Below are 15688 nucleotides of genomic sequence, written 5' to 3' on the forward strand. Positions count from 1 at the left end.
TCTAATAAGACACAAGCAAGGCAGAACCGTCTTCTCCAAACTTTGGTTCGACACCGAGCAGCGGCGCGGAGCGGCTGATGATGTCACGAACCATGGGAGCAGCGTTCGAGCCTGCCGTGCGCCCGCCGCCCTCGCCGGTCTTCGGCGCGTCGATGAAGGTCAGCACGATGTATTTCGGGTTGTCGATCGGGAAGGCCGCGAGGAACGCGTTGAAGTTCTGGTCGCTGGCATAGCGGCCGTTGACCACCTTGTCGGCCGTGCCGGTCTTGCCGCCGACGTTGAAGCCCGGCACCAGCGCCCGTTTGCCCGAGCCGGCAATGCCGTTCCAGCGAAGCAGGAAGCGCATGTCGTCGCTGGTGCTCTTCTTGACCACCGGCGTGGCGACCGCGTTGGCCTGCTCCTCGGTGCGCGGCAGGAAGGTCGGCTCGATCAGCTTGCCGCCATTGACGAGTGCAGCACCCGCAACCGCCGTCTGCAGCGGCGTCGTCGAGACGCCGTGGCCGAAGGAGATGGTGACCGAGTTGATCTTTTTCCATTCGCGCGGCTGGCTCGGAGATTTCACTTCCGGCAGCTCGGTCGGCAGCTTCGAAAGCAGGCCGAGGCGCGTCAGGAATTCCTTGTGGCCGGGAATGCCGACGAGGTCTGCGATCTTGGCGGTGCCGATGTTCGACGAATACTGGAAGATTTCCGGAACGGTCAGCACGCGGCGCTTGCCGTGGAAGTCCTTGATGGTGAAGCCGCCGATGCGGATCGGTGCCGAGGCGTCGAAGCTGTCGTTCAGCGTCACCTTGCCGGAGTCGAGGCCCATGGCGATGGTGAAGGTCTTGAAGGTGGAGCCCATCTCGAACGTGCCGTTCGACATGCGGTTCATCCAGCCCTCTTCCGCACCCTCGGCCGGCTTGTTCGGGTCGTAGTCGGGAACGGACGCCATCGCCAGCACTTCGCCGGTATGCACGTCAAGCACGACGGCGCCGGCGGCGAGCGCCTGATAGTTCTTCATGCCGGCGTCGATGACATCGCGCACGATGTTCTGCACGCGCACGTCGATCGAGAGCTTCACCGGTTCGAGCTTGGCGTCGCTGGTCATGCCGATCGCGGCAAGGTCGGCGAGACCCTGGCTATCGATGTAGCGCTCCATGCCGGCAACGCCGCGGTTGTCGATGTTGACGTGACCAAGAATATGCGCGGCGGTGTGGCCGCCCGGATAGAAGCGGCGCTTTTCCGGACGGAAGCCGACGCCGGGAATACCGAGCGCCAGAATCTCGCTCTGCTGCTTCGGGGTGAGCTGGCGGCGCAGCCACTGGAAGCGCGATTTCGACTTCAGCTTGTTGTAGATTTCCCGGGTATTGATGTCAGGCAATACCGTCGCCAGCCGCTCGACCGCCTCGTCGGCATCGACGATCTTGTGCGGTTCGGCATAGAGCGAAACGGTGCGGATGTCTGTCGCCAGTATCTCGCCGTTGCGGTCGAGAATGTCAGGACGCGAGGCCATCAGGTTGTCTGCGCGGCCGATGCTGGAAACCGTCTCGGGTTGTGCCATGCCGTATTGCACCAGGCGCCCGCCGATGACGGCATAGACGATGCCGAAGCTCGCGATCACGATGGCGACGCGGTTCTTGGCCTGATTTGTGGTCTTCTTGCGCGTCCCCTGAAAGGTGACATTGAGGCCGCTTTCCGACGGTCGGTTGTTGCCGCCTGCCGAGAAGTGCGCCTTGCTCTTCAATACCATGATGCGGGAGAGAAACGACATCAGCGCGCCACCGAGCCAGTTGCCATGTTATCGGTCTTGTTGATGATGGCAGCGACACCGTCCTTCGCAGCCTTTTCGTCTTCGGACACCGGCAGATCCGCCTTCAGCATCGGCAGTTCCTGCGGCTGAGCGAGCTGCGTCGATGGGGTCGGCGCAAGCTGCAGGTCGGCGCCGAAAGCACCGACCAGACGCTCCAGCCGGTTCGGCTGCGTCAGAAGCGCCCAGTCGGCGCGCAGCAGATCGATCGTGTCTTCTTCAAGCTTGATCGCCACATCGAGCTTGCGGACTTCCTCAAGCTTGTTTTCGGCGCGGTGCTTGATCGTATAGGTCACTGTCGCGGCGGCGGTCATGACGACGATCAGGACTATGTCGAGCGTTCGAAGCATGTCTTGTCAGCCCCCCAGCCGTGCAAGGCTTGCCAGTTCCGGCAGATTGAAAATGGACAGATCGTTTCCCGGCGACACGGCTTGCGTGCGGATCCCGGCGCGCAGCTTTGCGGAGCGGGCGCGCGGATTGAGGGACGCTTCTTCCTCGCTGGCTGCCACCATAGGCTTGCCAACTGGCGTGAAGGTTGCGGCACGCGCGGAAACCATGGGCAAATGGCGCGAGCCACTCGCCTTGCCGGAGCGATCCTGGAAGAAAGCCTTGACGATCCGGTCTTCGAGCGAATGGAAGGTCACCACCACAAGCCGGCCGCCGGGCTTCAGCACCTGCTCGGCGGCAAACAGCGCCTCTGCCAGTTCGCCGAGCTCGTCATTGACGAAGATACGCAGCGCCTGGAAGACGCGGGTCGCCGGATGGATCTTGTCCTTCGCCTTGCGCGGCGTCACCACCTCGATCAGGCCGGCAAGATCCCGGGTCGTCTCGAAGAGCTGCTCGGCCCGGCGCTTCTCGATCGCGCGGGCGATGCGGCCCGCCTGCTTCTCTTCGCCGAGAAAACCGAAGATGCGGATGAGATCGGAGACCTTGGCGCGATTGACGACATCGGCTGCCGAAACGCCCGAAGCCGACATGCGCATGTCGAGCGGCCCCTTCTTCTGGAAGGAGAAGCCGCGCTCCGGCTCGTCGATCTGCATCGAGGAAACGCCGATATCGAGCACGACGCCATCGAGCCCGCCTTCGGGCGCATGGGCGGCAAGATCGGAGAATTGAGCGTGAAGGAGCTTCAGCCGGCCGCCCCACTCGGCGACCTGCGCCTGCCCTGCGGCAATCGCCGTAGGGTCGCGGTCGAGCGCAATCACGTCGGCACCGGCCTTGAGGATTGCGGAACTGTAGCCGCCGGCACCGAAGGTGCCATCGAGGATGACCTTGCCGGGCGCAGGCTCGAGGGCCGCAAGAACCTCCGACAAGAGGACGGGAATGTGACGAACCGGTCCGCCTTCGGCTTCAGAAATACCTCCGCCTTGTTCCGTCACCATTCCCTCTCTCCATTCTAGTCTGGACGCAACCCCCGTGACTTGCGCCCCTCCCGGGCCACCGCCTGCGCCTTCATGAAGGCCTGCGGCTCCCAGAGCTGAAAATAATCGCCCCGCCCGACGAACATCACGTCGGTCGAGATTCCGGTGAAGTCGCGGATGAAATCCGTCACCATCAGCCGGCCTTCCGGATCGAGCTTCACGAAGACCCCGCCCCCGTGAACGAGCAGCGACATCTCGTTGGCTTCCGGGGAAAATGGATCCTCGGCCGCCATCTGCTTCTCGAACCGATCCAGGAGCTCCGGCCCGCCGACACTGATCGCCGGGAAGACGAAATCCTGAAAACAGTATAGCTCCCGAACGCCCCCATCCGACAGCACGGAACGAAACGCCGAAGGCACGGAAACCCGCCCCTTCGCATCGATCCGATTGGCAGCATGTGACAAGAAGCGGTTCATAACGCGAAACGGCCGCCCAAGACTGACGGGCCACGATCATTGGCCCGCGAGAACACGTCACCCCGCACACAAGACAACCCTGCCGAACAGTGGAATGTCCGACCACCCTCCGAAGCCGGAAGGCACTGGAATCTTGCGATGTTGGGCCGCGAAGCAGCCCCTGCGCAGTGCCATTATGGGATATCATGGGACCATATGGGCGTCAATGGGAATGGATCGTAAACAGCCGCCGGACTGATCAAATATTGATAGGTTGTTAAGTTTAACGAAGGGTTACGAAGAGACCCCCACCGTGCGGGAATGCGACGGTCGAACGGCTTCAAATCGTTGAAAAATCAGAATGTGAGAAAAAGCGCAGGAACATGCGCATTGCCACCGCCGGGCGCAATCGCGCGGAACCCAACCGGCAAAAAAACCGACGCAGCAGGCGCCGGCCACCCGCCGCCGCGAACGCAACTTCGCATCGCGGAGATGCCCCGACGACGCGCCTCAGATCAAGTTTAGCGCGCCCTCCGCCCGGGGTCGGACTGCGCAACATTCTCGTCGATCGAGTTGTGACACGCTTCGGACGTACCGACCTGGCGGCTGTAGAGCTCTTTCCAACGACCAGCATCGAACACCAGGTATTCAAGCACGCATCGGTCTGGCTCGTAGGAGCCCCATTGCGCCATCATCAGCCTGCTATCAAGCCCGAACCCAAGCGTCATCAGAAGGTTGTCGTCGCCGCCCCGAGGGAAATCAAAGACCTCCCCGGTTCGGTTGCTCGAGACAACGACGAAAGTGCACTGCGCACCGCAACCGACTTGGTTCACCCGGTACTCGCCGGCAAAGTTCACCCCTTCCAGCATTTCCTTGGCGATCGTCGTTCGAAAGAGGCGGAAATCCTTGTCACGGCCGTTGAAGTCCGGAAGTTTTACTTTGCCCTTGTAGACCTTGGCGGCAGGATAGCTCTTCGGCGAAAGGTCCGGCAGATTTTCGCCATAAACGGGAGCAACGGCTGCCGGCACCAGCACAAGCAGCGCCAGACCGACACCGCACCATTTTCCGAAAGCTTTTGCGACTGTCACCTGCGCCCCCCCTGTCAGCACTCGCTGACACCACTGGTACAACCAAGTAGTAAAGACGCGGTTCCACCATAAAGAGAAATCGCCAGTTGGCCTGTAAGCCGGGTTCTGTATGGCCCCGCCACCCGAAGGCAACGGAACGTGGCAGCCATTCATCTGGGACTACGTTTGCACGCAGCCTCTTGCAACCCACCCGGATGACTGGCCCGGAAACAGGCTGGGCGCTTGCGCGTCCGCGTCATCCCTATTCGGTCTTGCTCCCGGTGGGGTTTGCCGTGCCGTCCATGTCGCCATGTCCGCGGTGGGCTCTTACCCCACCCTTTCACCCTTACTCCGCAAGCGGAGCGGTTTGCTTTCTGTGGCACTTTCCCTGAGGTCACCCTCGCCGGACGTTATCCGGCACCGTGCTTCCGTGGAGCCCGGACTTTCCTCCCCCCGCGGCCTTTCGGCACTTGCGGAGAGCGGCTGCCCGGCCAACTGGCAGGCGCTCCTTAACGCAAGCCCCCGCCCGGCGCCAGAAAAAACGGCAGGGTTTTTCGAGCCACCAACAGGGCAGATCGGCTGAAGCCTGGCGGATGTTGCCGCCACCTAGCGAAAGGCGACGGAGAAATCCGCATCGTATTCGGGCTCGTCGATCCGCCCATTGAGCAGGAGGACCGCGCCCAGGCGGCCGATCTCGTCGGAGCTCTTCGCCGCCTGGCCGTTGCCGCCGGTGACAACGGCGACACGGCTGCCCTCGGCAAAACCGATATAGGGCAACCCGTGTCGGGTGAACGAGGTGACGCAGGGAGAAAAGTGGGTGGAAACGGGTTGGAGGCTTGGCATCACCTCTGCCAGCAGCCCGCGCAGATGCTCGGCCGCCGTCACGCCACCTGACCCACGGAACCATTGTCGGACCGCCGCTTCACCATCGAGAATCCTGTCGGTCGGATCGCCGCCGATCTTGATATAGTGCTTTCCGTCCGCATAGCCGACCGGCGGCAGCAGGTAGTAGCTTTTCGCCTGCTCGGGCGCTGCGCCGATCAGCGAGGGCATGCCCTCGAAACCGGAGAGATCGCCGTCCGCCACCTCGGCAAAGAATACGGTTCGCGCCTTGACGGTGAGATCGATCGGCCGCCGCAGCAGCGCCGTGGAGATCGAGAACCCGCCGGCGGCAACGATCACTCGTCCCGCTGCGAGATGCTCACCGTCGACCGTCATGACGACCACGCGTTCGCGCTCTTCCGATACGGCCGCAACTTCGCTGCGCACGATCCGTGCGCCCGCCTTCTCGGCGCAAACGGTCTGTGCAGCGACCAGCGCCCGCGGATTGATGTAGCCGGCCCCGCGCCTTTCGTGGACGCCGGCCGTGCCATGGGGGAAGTGGAACCAGGGAAAGCGCTGCGACAGCGCCTCGCCATCATAGAGCGGCGCCTCGACGCCGAGCGCGTCGCGTGCCCTCTCGACTTGCTCGATATAATCGTAGGGAGCGCCCGGCGCCGGTCCGGCGATCAGGCAGCCGACTTCGTGGTAGAAGGTAATGCCGCTCTCGCCTTCGATTTCGCCGTAGCGCTCGATCGATCTCCGCGCAAGCCGCGCCCAGACCGGATCGTCGTCGATCGTGCGGGTGATGCGGGCATTGTCGTAATGGCTGGAAAAGACGCCGGCGTGGTTGGCCCAGTCCGTCGGCTCATCCGGGCCGACGAGCGCGACCTTGGCGCCCGAAAGCGCGAGGTGGCGGGCGGCCGCAGCCCCCATCATGCCCTTGCCGACGACAATGAAATCAAAGCTTTCCGACATGTCGATCCTCGTCCCTCTGCTCAAGGGGAGATAGCATGCCGGCGCCGGTATGGCACGGTGGTTGTAGTGATTTTCCGTATGCGCCGGAACGCGAGACCTGTCCGGCTGGAGCATCCGCCATCACCTGATACGGCTGGCGGATGAAGCTCTTCGCTGAGTGCATGCTTCTCGGAACGCACTTGATCCGAGATGAGGCGCCAAGCGAAAGAACGCGCCGGCGCCTGTCATGCGATCGATCAGTTCATCCGATCGATCAGTCGATGATGTCCTGGACCTTGCCGCAATAGCGCTTGGAAACCGGGTTCATGCGCTTGGCGCCATGGCCGGCATTGTACTTCAGAACCGTGCCGCAGGTCGTGCCGCCGGACAGTTCATGCGCCATGGCCAGATACTTCATGCCGAACTTGATGTTGGTTTCCGGATCGTAGAGACCCTTGGAAGAACCGGAATAGCCCAACATGCGCGCCGTGGCGGGCTTGATCTGCATCAGGCCGATTTCGCCGGCGCTGCCGCGTGCCTTGGGGTTGAAGTTGCTTTCGACCTTGACGATCGCATGCGCCAGATCGACCGGAACGCCGTATTGCTTGGCGTAGGACTTGATCAGCGATGTGTACTCCACGTTCTGCACGACGTCGGGCTTGGGAAAGCCCGTGGTCCGGGTGACGGACTGGATGGCTGAGGTCTTGATGGTCTTGTCGACACTCCCCGCAAACGACGTACCCATCCCGGCGAAGAACATGCCAAGGCATGCCGCCACCGCAGCAACAGACGAAATTCTCATGTAGTTTGAATTCTCCGGTCTGGGGAATGGACCGAAGCGCACCCCGCTTCGAACCTCACTTCCCGATCGTTTCATTCACAGGAAGTGAGCGTTGCGCCCTGATGCTCCTGCAGTTCCAATGGGGCGGGAAATGAATGCCGCATCATGGTAAACATGTGGCAAAGCTAAAAAAACATGCCACGAATATCTGCAGAAGTGCCGTTTAGACGAAAAATTCTTCCACGTCAGGCGGTGAATTGCGGCAGGCCTGACAGTAGGCGGTGCAGCGTATCAAGGGTTGAGATGTCAGCGATGCCATCGACCCTTTGTTGTCTGAAGTGCCGCTGGAACGCGGCCACGGCGCCTTCGGTCTTTTCGCAGAATTCGCCAGTCACATCAATGCCATAACCGTAGAGTGACAGCATCGACTGGATGGCCTCAACCGGCTGCCCCTGGTCACCGCGCTGGAAAAAACGCCCGCCGCCGATTGGGGCCGGCTCCACCCAATGCCCGACGCCTTCGTGATGAAGAACGTGCCAGGGAAATTTTTCTCCCGGATCGACCTTGCGAATGGGGGCGATATCGCTGTGTGCGAGCACTCTCTCGGGCGCAATCGACCAGCGATCGCCGCAGTCCCGACACAATTCTACAACTGCCGCGATCTGCTTTTCCGGAAAGTCGGGCAACCCGCCGGGGTGACCCGGGTTGGCGATCTCGATTCCGATCGAGCAGGAGTTGATATCGGTCTCGCCCTTCCAATAGCTCTTGCCGGCATGCCAGGCGCGACGCGCCTCCGGCACGAGCTGATCGACGCGGCCGTCCTCGTGGACGAAGTAATGGCTGGAGACCTGGCTTTCTTCGCGACAAAGCCATTCGAGCGCCGAAGCGCCCGTCGACATGCCGGTATAGTGAAGAACGATCATATCCGGGGCGCGCAAGTCGGCGCGGTCACCGAAATTGGGCGACGGCATGAAGCGTGCACCCGGATAGTCGCAGTATTTCGAGGTCATGCGGCTCGGCGTTCTTTCTCGATCGCCTCATAGGCGGCGTTCAGCGCCGCCATGCGATCATTGGCGATCGCGTGGAATTCTTGCGGTACGCCGCGAGCAACCAGCATATCCGGGTGGTTCTCGGAAACGAGCACACGGTAGCGCTTGCGGATAGCGGCGAAATCATCCTTACGCGAAACGCCGAGCACCTGATAGGGGTCACGACCATCGCCATGCACGTGGCGCGCCATGATCCGACTGAAGTGCCCCTCGTCCATGCCGAAGATGTCGGCCACGCGCAACAGGAAGGCAAGCTCGCGCTCATGCACTGCGCCGTCCGACTTGGCGATATGGAACAGGCCGTCGATGATATCCTCGAGGATCGGGCAGTTCTTTTCGCAGGACGAACACAGCGACGCCATCTTCTCTGCATAGGCCTCGTAGCCGGCAACGTCCTGGCGCGCCAGATTATAGAGACGCGCGACGTTCTGCGCTTGGTCCGGCGGAAACTGGAAGATATCGCGGAAGGCGGCGACTTCGGCTTCGGTCACAACGCCGTCGGCCTTGGCCATCTTGGCCGATAGCGCGATCATGGCGACCGAGAAGGCTACCTTGCGCCGCGTTTCCGGATCACCCTCGAACAGGGTGCGCACGGCCTCGACCACGCCGGCAAGCGCATTGCCGGTGGCGGTAACGATCCTGAGGAGGCTGTCCCAAAATGACATGCGAGGTTCCCTGTCTCTCACTCTATAGCATGGACCAATGTGGTGGCAAATTGCAAGCGGTGGGCGGCCCGAACCACGAGGATGACGAATTTGTGATGGCCCCTCACTATTGTCAATCCATCGATTGGAACTTGCGACAGCCAACCGACGGAAAGCTGTTCCCGCGGGAACAGCCATCCAATAAAAGTAAGATCTCGTCGAGGCCCGCAAAACCGGTATTCGCGCCGTTCGTAATGGCGCAGGCCGGGCTTACGCCCTGCGACAATCCGCGCCCCGCTGCCTCGCCTCGCCAATCCCGCGCTCCAGGGCGCCTCGCGGCATCGTCTCGACTCAACATCCACAGGCGCGTCATTTAATTTCCATCTGATTTGCGTTATGGAGGCCCCACCCATCGCATGCCAAAGTCCCGAGGAGGAAACATGGCCAAGAAAAAAGTCGCAATGCTGACGGCCGGCGGGCTCGCACCCTGTCTGTCATCCGCCGTTGGGGGCCTGATCGAGCGCTATACGGACGTCGCGCCCGAGTATGAGCTGGTCGCCTATCGCTCCGGCTACCAGGGCCTGCTCTTGGCTGACCGCATCGAGATCACCCGCGACATGCGCGAGAAGGCGCATATCCTGCATCGCCACGGCGGTTCGCCCATCGGCAACAGCCGCGTCAAGCTCACCAACGCGGCCGACTGCGTCAAGCGCGGCCTCGTCAAGGACGGCGAGAACCCGTTGCGCATCGCTGCGGAGCGGCTTGCCAATGACGGCATCTCGATCCTCCACACCATCGGTGGTGACGACACCAACACGACGGCGGCCGACCTTGCCGCCTATCTCGGCGCCAACGGCTACAACCTCACCGTTGTCGGCCTGCCGAAGACGGTCGACAACGATGTCGTGCCGATCCGCCAGACGCTTGGCGCCTGGACGGCGGCCGAATATGGCGCCCGCTTCTTCGACAATGTCAGCAACGAACAGAGCGCCGCCCCGCGCACGCTCGTCGTGCACGAGGTCATGGGGCGCCATAGCGGCTGGCTGACGGCCGCCACCGCCCGCTCCTACATTCAGATGACCGACGACAAGGAATTCGTCGACGGCTTCATGATGAACCGCCAGATGAAGAACATCGACGGTCTTTACCTGCCGGAGATGAAGTTCGACCTGCAGGGGGAAGCCGAACGTCTGCGTCAGGTCATGGACCGCACCGGCTTCGTGACGCTGTTCGTCAGCGAAGGCGCCTGCCTCGATGCGATCGTCGCCGAGCGGGAAGCGGCGGGCGAAACCATCAAGCGCGATGCCTTCGGCCACGTGAAGATCGACACCATCAATGTCGGCAACTGGTTCTCCAAGCAGTTCGCAGCCCTTCTCGGCGCCGAACGCTCGATGGTGCAGAAGTCCGGCTACTACGCCCGCTCGGCCCCTGCCAACGGCGACGACCTGCGCCTGATCCAGGGCATGGTCGATCTCGCCGTCGAAAGCGCGCTCAATAAGGTCTCCGGCGTCACCGGTCACGACGAAGACCAGGGCGGCAAGCTGCGCACGATCGAGTTCCCGCGCATCAAGGGCGGCAAGCACTTCGACACTTCGACGAAGTGGTTCGGCGAAGTCATGGACGTCATCGGCCAGAAGTGGCAGGCCCAGAAGCACTGATTTGCGCTTCCCGGCGGGCGCATATGCCGCCCGCCAACAACGCCTGATTTTGAGATTGACGGCTCCGCGTTTCCATGGCTGGCTCGGCCAATCCTTAGATCGATCCCGATTTAAAGAATTATGCAGGAACGCGGAGCCCTTTCATGTCCTTTGAACATTGGTTTGCCTTTGCCGCAGCCTCTGCCGTGCTGCTCGCCATTCCCGGCCCCACCATTCTTCTCGTCATTTCCTATGCGCTCGGACACGGCCGCAAGACCGCAGGCGCCACAGTCGCCGGTGTGGCGCTTGGTGATTTCACCGCGATGACCGCTTCCATGCTCGGCCTCGGTGCGCTGCTTGCGACCTCCGCGGCGATCTTCACGGCACTCAAATGGGTGGGTGCCGCCTATCTCATCTGGCTCGGCATCAAGCTCTGGCGCGCACCGGTGGCCGCCGGCGGCGACGCTGAGGTCGAATCGGCTTCCGGCGAACGTCCGCTGCGCATCTTCCTTCACACCTATGCGGTGACTGCGCTGAACCCGAAAAGCATCGTCTTCTTCGTCGCCTTCCTGCCGCAGTTCCTCGATCTCAGCCAGCCGCTCTTCACCCAGATGGCGATTTTCGAGCTCACATTCCTGACGCTCGCGATCCTCAATGCCAGCCTCTATGCGGCCCTTGCAACGGCTGCTCGCAGCACGATTTCCAAGCCGAATGTCCGCCGGATCGTCAACCGCGCGGGCGGTTCCATGCTCATCGGAGCCGGGCTCCTGACGGCGACGATGAAGCGCGCCACGGCGTGAAATTGCCGCCTGCGCTTGCCGCCGGATGCCTCATAGGTTAATGGAGATTCACGCTTGGCGGCTGGCAACCGCTGATTTGCAGGGGCTACGGGGCCCAGAAGCACGAAAGTGACAGAATGGCGAAGTACCGTATTTCCCTTTCCAAACAGACGTTTGGCGTGGCAGCCATATTGTCCGCGACCATCGTCTCGGGATGCTCAACGGTAGAGCACACGTCGCTCGAAGAACTGACGGCCGTGCAGACGGTCACCCCGCTCGCAAAGCCCGGCACTGAAATGACGGCTTACGCGCTTCCCACGCCTGACGGTGCAGCCACCGTGGCAAGCGCTGCCCTGGCGGCCCAGACAGCCGGCGTCGCCACCACCTATCCGGTCGCGACCGATCTCGCCCAGGGCGCCGAAGCCGCCCCCGCGATGGTTGCGGTTCCGGCGTCGAAGCCGGGCAGCACCATGGCGCTCGCCATGGTTTCCCCGACCACGCCTGCCATCGCCAGTGCAGAAACGGCAACCGCCGCCGTTACCCAGGTTTCCGCCGACGCCTCGCAAGTACCGGCCCCGACTTCTGCGGACGTTGCAGCCAAGACGAGCCGGGTCCAGGACCTTCCGATTTCGACCCTCGCCGTCGCCGCGGCGATGGAATCGGACTTCGACACCGGCGAACCCGTCGGCCTCGAAAACCTGGTTGCAAACCGCATGATCGTTCCGACCGAGCGTCCGAAGACGGGCGTCATCGGCTCGACGGTCGCGGCCGTCGCCAGCGTCATTCCGGACTCGATGAAGCTCAACAAGGCGCCGACGAGCTCGCGTCCCGACCTCGACAAGCTGATCAAGTACTATGCCGACCTGAACGATATTCCGGTCGAACTGGTTCACCGGGTCGTCAAGCGCGAGAGCAACTACAACCCGCGCGCCTACAGCAAGGGCAATTACGGCCTGATGCAGATCCGCTACAACACCGCCAAGGGCCTCGGCTATGACGGTCCGGCGGAAGGCCTGTTCGACGCTGAAACCAACCTCAAATACGCGACCAAATATCTGCACGGCGCCTGGATGGTGGCCGACAACCAGCACGACAGCGCGGTCAAGCTCTATGCCAGCGGCTATTATTACCACGCCAAGCGCAAGGGTCTTCTCGACGACCTCGGCATGAAGTGAGCCTGTCGAGCCGATAGCTCGGGTTATCTTGCGAGGCGCTCAATCGAGCGCCTCTATTATTTTGGCGTTGAGTTTCTGCACATCATAGCCGAGACGCGAGGGCGTGAGACCCAGCCGGACCACTACGAGCTTCAGCGAAGGCACCATCATGATTGCCTGGCCGTCATGGCCAAGCATCCAGAAGGCATCGGCCGGAAAACTGCCGGAACCGGCACGGACACCGTTTTCCTCCAGCCACACCTGGCCCTGGCCGTATTTTCCACCCGACGCCTTGGTCGGCGTGCGCATGAAGGCGACGTAGTCCTTCGGCAGCATCGCCCTCCCCCTCCACACGCCGTCCTGCAACAGGAACTGCGCAAAGCGCGCCCAGTCCTGCGCCGTGGCGTACATATAGGACGAGCCGACGAAAGTGCCGCTCGCGTCCGTTTCAAGCACCGCGCTCTTCATGCCCAAGGGCGCAAACAGCCCATCATGCGGAAACGCAAGTGCGGCCGCCGGATCGTCGAATGTCCGCATCCAGATGCGCGACAACAAGGTGGTCGAACCGCTGGAATAGCTGAACGTCGCACCCGGAGTGGACGTCAGCGGTTTGGTGGCCGCGTAGCCCGCCATGTCCTTCTCGAGATAGAGCATGCGGGTCACGTCGGTGACGTTGCCGTAGTTCTCGTTGAATTCCAGGCCGCTCTGCATTCCCATGAGGTCGGCGAGCGTGATTTCTGCACGTTCGTCGCTTGCCCACTCCGGCAGGAGCCCGGCGCGCGCCACGTCCATGCGACCTTCTGCGACGCGCATGCCGATCAGCGCCGCCGTGACCGATTTCGTCATCGACCAGCCGAGCAAGGGTGTCGCGCGATCAAAGCCCCGACCGTAGGTTTCGGCAACCAGGCGGCCGTCGCGAATGACGGCGACGGCCCGCGCGCCCGGACCCGCAAGATCGGCATCCTCGATCAGTTTCTGCAAGGCGGGATCGATCTCGGCTCCTTCGCCTTCCGGCCAGGCCGCTTCCGACGCAGGCGCGGCTGCAGCCGTCGCCGCGTTGATCGGCGGCAAGCCCGCGTCGTCGCCATCCGGCAGGCTCGCGCATCCCATTCCCGGTCGAAAGGCCGCGTAGCCCGCCGCAGCAAAGCCGAGAATCCGCGCCGTCACCATCTGCCTTTCCGGATCGACGGCAACCCTCGCCAGCTTCAGCAGCGGGTGTCCCGGCGCCTGGACGTCGTCGGCCAGCACCGACTGGGCGTCGCGTTTCGCGATGAAGACGTTGGAACAGACGATCTTGGCGGCGTAGCCATCGCCGACCTTGAGCAGTTCCGGCGGCGCGATCGCAAGCCAGCCGAAGAGGGCGACAACGCCCAGTACCAACGTCGCACCGCAAATCCTCAATATGCGCCTCATGCGTTCCCTCCGGCCGCCTCATGTTTCCTGGGAGCCGACCGCTGACAGAAACATGCAGCAATTCAAAGTTCTACGGCGGCAAAGCCTGTCCGCTAGGACGCACGGTCGCCGCCGAGTTGCAGAGAGAACCAGCATTTCGCCTGCGGGAAAAGCCCGGAGACCGCAAGTTTCCATTTTCCGGGGAGATCGGAACACTGAGGCCCGCGCCGTCTAGGCCGAACGTTGCAATTCCATCGCTGCGCCTGCTTTGAGCAGGGCCGTTACATCCGTGAGTACCGGCGCTATCCACGGTCCACGGACTTCGACGGCGCCGCTGGCCTGCGCGCAATCCATCTCGCTTTCCTTTTCGATGCCGCGCACGGCAATCGCCAACCGTAGCACCTGCCCGGTCTTGATGAGGCAGGAAAGCAGCGCGACGCTGCGCTCGCTGCCGTGGGTCGCCCGGATGGCGGCGAGATCGATCGTCACCTGGTCAGGCTGCAGTTCCGCGATCAAATTCAAGGGCAAGGATGAGCCGGCACCGCCGCCAAGCGCAATCCGGACACCCAACGCCCGCAATCCCTTCAGATTGTCCGCGATCAGCGCGAGATCCTCGGTCGAAAAGTCTCCGGTGACCTCGATGGTCAGGCGTCCTGCAGGCAGGCCCGCTTCACCCAGGCATTGCTTGACCTGCTCGACGAAGTCCCGCTCCTTGAGTTGCGGCGCAAAGGGTGCGACGGTCAACCCTGTCGGAGAAGGCCAGCGCTCGGCCTCCGTGCAGGCAGCCTTAAGTGTCCAGTAGCCGAGCGAGCGCGTGCCGGGGCTCTGCTCTGATGGTTCGATAAAGGCTTGCTCGCCGATCACCCCGCGAAGCGGATGCTGCCAGCGCAGCAACGCCTCGAAAGCGCGGATGGCTCCGCCTGCAGCACCGGCGATCGGCAGGAATTCGAGGAAGAATTCGCTGTTCTCCAGCCCCCGAGCCACATCGCGCTCGGCCTCAACCCGCCGCTGTGCCGCATGCGTCAGTATCTCCGAATGGAAGGCGTGGCTGTTGCCGCTCACGGCCTTCGCCTCATAGAGCGCCAGGTCAGCGCGCTTCAGCACCTCACCCGTTGCCGTATCGGTGCGCTCGACGAAGGCGATGCCGATGCTGCAGCCGGAAGCGACCTGTGCTTCGCCGAGATCGAACGGCGCTTCGAACAGCGCCTTTACCCGCGCTGCGAGCATTTCGGCTTCGGCCTGCGACGAGGCACCGCCGGCCGTAAGCACGAACTCGTCGCCCCCCAGACGGTAGACCGTCGCCTCTCCGGAAAAGGCGCGCCGCAGGCGGGCGCCGAAGAGCGTCAGCAACCGGTCGCCGGCGTCGTGCCCCATGGTATCGTTGATCGCCTTGAACCGGTCGAGATCGAGAAGGAGAAGGGCATTGCGCTCGAAGGTAGGCCCTTCCGCGCAGAGTGCCTGGCGAATATCCGCCTCCAGCGCCGCACGATTGGCGAGCCCGGTGAGCTTGTCGCGGTGGACTTCGTGGCGCAGGCGCCGCTCTGCGCGGCGCGCCGCACGCAACTCGTGCTCCAGCCGGCGCGAGTACCGCCAGCGATAGAACGAACCGCCGAGGAGAAACGGCACGGCGCCTGCTGCCAGCATGGCGGAGACGTCCCAATGGTTCGTCGGTTGTTCAAGGAAGACTGTTTCCGTCGCCAGCCACGCCGCAGAAACCACAGCCCCCAATGCCGCGCCGACAGCTGCAAATCGCTGCTCGGGCTTCGGCAGAAACGTTCTTAACATCATGTCGACGCCCCCCGAATAT

At 62.7% G+C, this 15688-nt stretch carries 14 protein-coding genes and 1 other RNA gene; 3 read left to right on the forward strand and 12 right to left on the reverse strand.

All coding sequences use genetic code 11. The features are described from left to right. Window position 1: 1 nt before the first annotated feature. From LAC81_RS11875 to LAC81_RS11920, 10 genes are all read right to left on the reverse strand, one after another. On the reverse strand, window positions 2-1750 hold the full coding sequence (locus LAC81_RS11875; RefSeq protein ID WP_113540728.1) for a peptidoglycan D,D-transpeptidase FtsI family protein: 1749 nt from the start codon (window positions 1748-1750) through the stop codon (window positions 2-4). Next, complete coding sequence (ftsL, locus tag LAC81_RS11880) at window positions 1750-2136, reverse strand: cell division protein FtsL (RefSeq protein ID WP_113540729.1); 387 nt, start codon at window positions 2134-2136, stop codon at window positions 1750-1752. Before ftsL ends, LAC81_RS11875 begins: the two co-directional genes overlap by 1 nt. 6 nt (window positions 2137-2142) lie before the next feature. Further along, window positions 2143-3168 (reverse strand): 16S rRNA (cytosine(1402)-N(4))-methyltransferase RsmH, encoded by a 1026-nt coding sequence (rsmH, locus tag LAC81_RS11885; RefSeq protein WP_223724953.1) that lies wholly within the window; start codon window positions 3166-3168, stop codon window positions 2143-2145. Window positions 3169-3182: 14 nt separating this feature from the next. Further along, window positions 3183-3623: a division/cell wall cluster transcriptional repressor MraZ gene (gene mraZ, locus LAC81_RS11890; protein ID WP_173517202.1), complete on the reverse strand. Its 441-nt coding sequence runs from the start codon at window positions 3621-3623 to the stop codon at window positions 3183-3185. 500 nt (window positions 3624-4123) lie between these two features. Beyond that, window positions 4124-4690, reverse strand: coding sequence for a hypothetical protein (locus tag LAC81_RS11895; RefSeq protein ID WP_223724954.1), 567 nt, complete (start codon window positions 4688-4690; stop codon window positions 4124-4126). Window positions 4691-4768: 78 nt separating this feature from the next. Beyond that, an RNA gene (rnpB, locus tag LAC81_RS11900) (RNase P RNA component class A) lies at window positions 4769-5168 on the reverse strand. 107 nt (window positions 5169-5275) lie between these two features. Then, a complete protein-coding gene (locus LAC81_RS11905) occupies window positions 5276-6466 on the reverse strand; it encodes an NAD(P)/FAD-dependent oxidoreductase (RefSeq protein ID WP_223724955.1) in 1191 nt (396 codons plus the stop codon). Between the two features lie 253 nt (window positions 6467-6719). Next, window positions 6720-7247: a lytic transglycosylase domain-containing protein gene (locus tag LAC81_RS11910; RefSeq protein WP_223724956.1), complete on the reverse strand. Its 528-nt coding sequence runs from the start codon at window positions 7245-7247 to the stop codon at window positions 6720-6722. 224 nt (window positions 7248-7471) lie between these two features. Beyond that, window positions 7472-8236 (reverse strand): N-acetylmuramoyl-L-alanine amidase, encoded by a 765-nt coding sequence (locus tag LAC81_RS11915; RefSeq protein WP_223724957.1) that lies wholly within the window; start codon window positions 8234-8236, stop codon window positions 7472-7474. Continuing rightward, on the reverse strand, window positions 8233-8940 hold the full coding sequence (locus LAC81_RS11920; RefSeq protein WP_223724958.1) for a J domain-containing protein: 708 nt from the start codon (window positions 8938-8940) through the stop codon (window positions 8233-8235). Before LAC81_RS11920 ends, LAC81_RS11915 begins: the two co-directional genes overlap by 4 nt. A gap of 419 nt (window positions 8941-9359) precedes the next feature. On the opposite strand from LAC81_RS11920, the gene LAC81_RS11925 reads away from it, so the two are divergent. The 3 genes from LAC81_RS11925 (at window position 9360) to LAC81_RS11935 (ending at window position 12510) form a co-directional block, all read left to right on the forward strand. Beyond that, window positions 9360-10577, forward strand: coding sequence for a pyrophosphate--fructose-6-phosphate 1-phosphotransferase (locus tag LAC81_RS11925; RefSeq protein ID WP_113540737.1), 1218 nt, complete (start codon window positions 9360-9362; stop codon window positions 10575-10577). Window positions 10578-10720: 143 nt separating this feature from the next. Then, on the forward strand, window positions 10721-11356 hold the full coding sequence (locus LAC81_RS11930; RefSeq protein WP_223724959.1) for a LysE family translocator: 636 nt from the start codon (window positions 10721-10723) through the stop codon (window positions 11354-11356). Window positions 11357-11472: 116 nt separating this feature from the next. Continuing rightward, the gene (locus LAC81_RS11935) at window positions 11473-12510 is read left to right on the forward strand and encodes a lytic transglycosylase domain-containing protein (protein WP_223724960.1); all 1038 of its coding nucleotides are present in this window, start codon (window positions 11473-11475) and stop codon (window positions 12508-12510) included. Between the two features lie 39 nt (window positions 12511-12549). On the opposite strand, the gene LAC81_RS11940 is transcribed toward LAC81_RS11935, so the two are convergent. Both LAC81_RS11940 and LAC81_RS11945 read right to left on the reverse strand, forming a co-directional pair. After that, window positions 12550-13902 (reverse strand): serine hydrolase domain-containing protein, encoded by a 1353-nt coding sequence (locus tag LAC81_RS11940; RefSeq protein ID WP_223724961.1) that lies wholly within the window; start codon window positions 13900-13902, stop codon window positions 12550-12552. Between the two features lie 210 nt (window positions 13903-14112). Continuing rightward, complete coding sequence (locus LAC81_RS11945; protein WP_223724962.1) at window positions 14113-15669, reverse strand: EAL domain-containing protein; 1557 nt, start codon at window positions 15667-15669, stop codon at window positions 14113-14115. Window positions 15670-15688 lie beyond the last annotated feature (19 nt).

Source organism: Ensifer adhaerens, from assembly GCF_020035535.1.
Lineage (GTDB): Bacteria > Pseudomonadota > Alphaproteobacteria > Rhizobiales > Rhizobiaceae > Ensifer.

Excerpts from the sequence above, each read along its gene's own strand:
- LAC81_RS11875 (WP_113540728.1), bottom strand. The coding sequence starts at position 1,750 with ATGTCGTTTCTCTCCCGCATCATGGTATTGAAGAGCAAGGCGCACTTC.
- ftsL (WP_113540729.1), bottom strand. The coding sequence starts at position 2,136 with ATGCTTCGAACGCTCGACATAGTCCTGATCGTCGTCATGACCGCCGCC.
- rsmH (WP_223724953.1), bottom strand. The coding sequence starts at position 3,168 with ATGGTGACGGAACAAGGCGGAGGTATTTCTGAAGCCGAAGGCGGACCG.
- mraZ (WP_173517202.1), bottom strand. The coding sequence starts at position 3,623 with ATGAACCGCTTCTTGTCACATGCTGCCAATCGGATCGATGCGAAGGGG.
- LAC81_RS11905 (WP_223724955.1), bottom strand. The coding sequence starts at position 6,466 with ATGTCGGAAAGCTTTGATTTCATTGTCGTCGGCAAGGGCATGATGGGG.
- LAC81_RS11910 (WP_223724956.1), bottom strand. The coding sequence starts at position 7,247 with ATGAGAATTTCGTCTGTTGCTGCGGTGGCGGCATGCCTTGGCATGTTC.
- LAC81_RS11915 (WP_223724957.1), bottom strand. The coding sequence starts at position 8,236 with ATGACCTCGAAATACTGCGACTATCCGGGTGCACGCTTCATGCCGTCG.
- LAC81_RS11920 (WP_223724958.1), bottom strand. The coding sequence starts at position 8,940 with ATGTCATTTTGGGACAGCCTCCTCAGGATCGTTACCGCCACCGGCAAT.
- LAC81_RS11925 (WP_113540737.1), top strand. The coding sequence starts at position 9,360 with ATGGCCAAGAAAAAAGTCGCAATGCTGACGGCCGGCGGGCTCGCACCC.
- LAC81_RS11930 (WP_223724959.1), top strand. The coding sequence starts at position 10,721 with ATGTCCTTTGAACATTGGTTTGCCTTTGCCGCAGCCTCTGCCGTGCTG.
- LAC81_RS11935 (WP_223724960.1), top strand. The coding sequence starts at position 11,473 with ATGGCGAAGTACCGTATTTCCCTTTCCAAACAGACGTTTGGCGTGGCA.
- LAC81_RS11940 (WP_223724961.1), bottom strand. The coding sequence starts at position 13,902 with ATGAGGCGCATATTGAGGATTTGCGGTGCGACGTTGGTACTGGGCGTT.
- LAC81_RS11945 (WP_223724962.1), bottom strand. The coding sequence starts at position 15,669 with ATGATGTTAAGAACGTTTCTGCCGAAGCCCGAGCAGCGATTTGCAGCT.